The sequence below is a fragment of the Klenkia sp. AC732 genome (assembly GCF_979256525.1).
Genome location: NZ_CEEDOS010000179.1, coordinates 1 through 235, shown reverse-complemented (window position 1 = coordinate 235; position 235 = coordinate 1). Strand labels below are relative to the sequence as shown.

The window sequence follows — 235 nt, the reverse complement described above, 5'->3', positions numbered from 1 at the left end:
CGTCGAGCAGGCCAAGGGCAAGCTGATGGCCGACCGCGGGATCACCGAGGCCGAGGCCTGCCGCTGGATCCAGCGGACCGCGATGAACGAGCGCACCTCCCTGAAGGCCCTCGCCCAGGTCGTGCTGTCCGGTGACGCGGGCCCGGCGGAGACCCCGACCGCCAGAGTCTCCGGCGCCCCCGGTCGACGGTCAGTCGGCCCGGGTCGCTCCGGGCCGCTCCGGGTCGTCCCGGGT

The 235-nt window shown here is 75.3% G+C and carries 1 protein-coding gene; it reads left to right on the top strand.

The annotated features are described in order from the left end of the window. On the top strand, window positions 1-235 hold a 235-nt coding region (locus tag AC0IVP_RS22170), incomplete at both ends, for an ANTAR domain-containing protein (protein ID WP_471759313.1).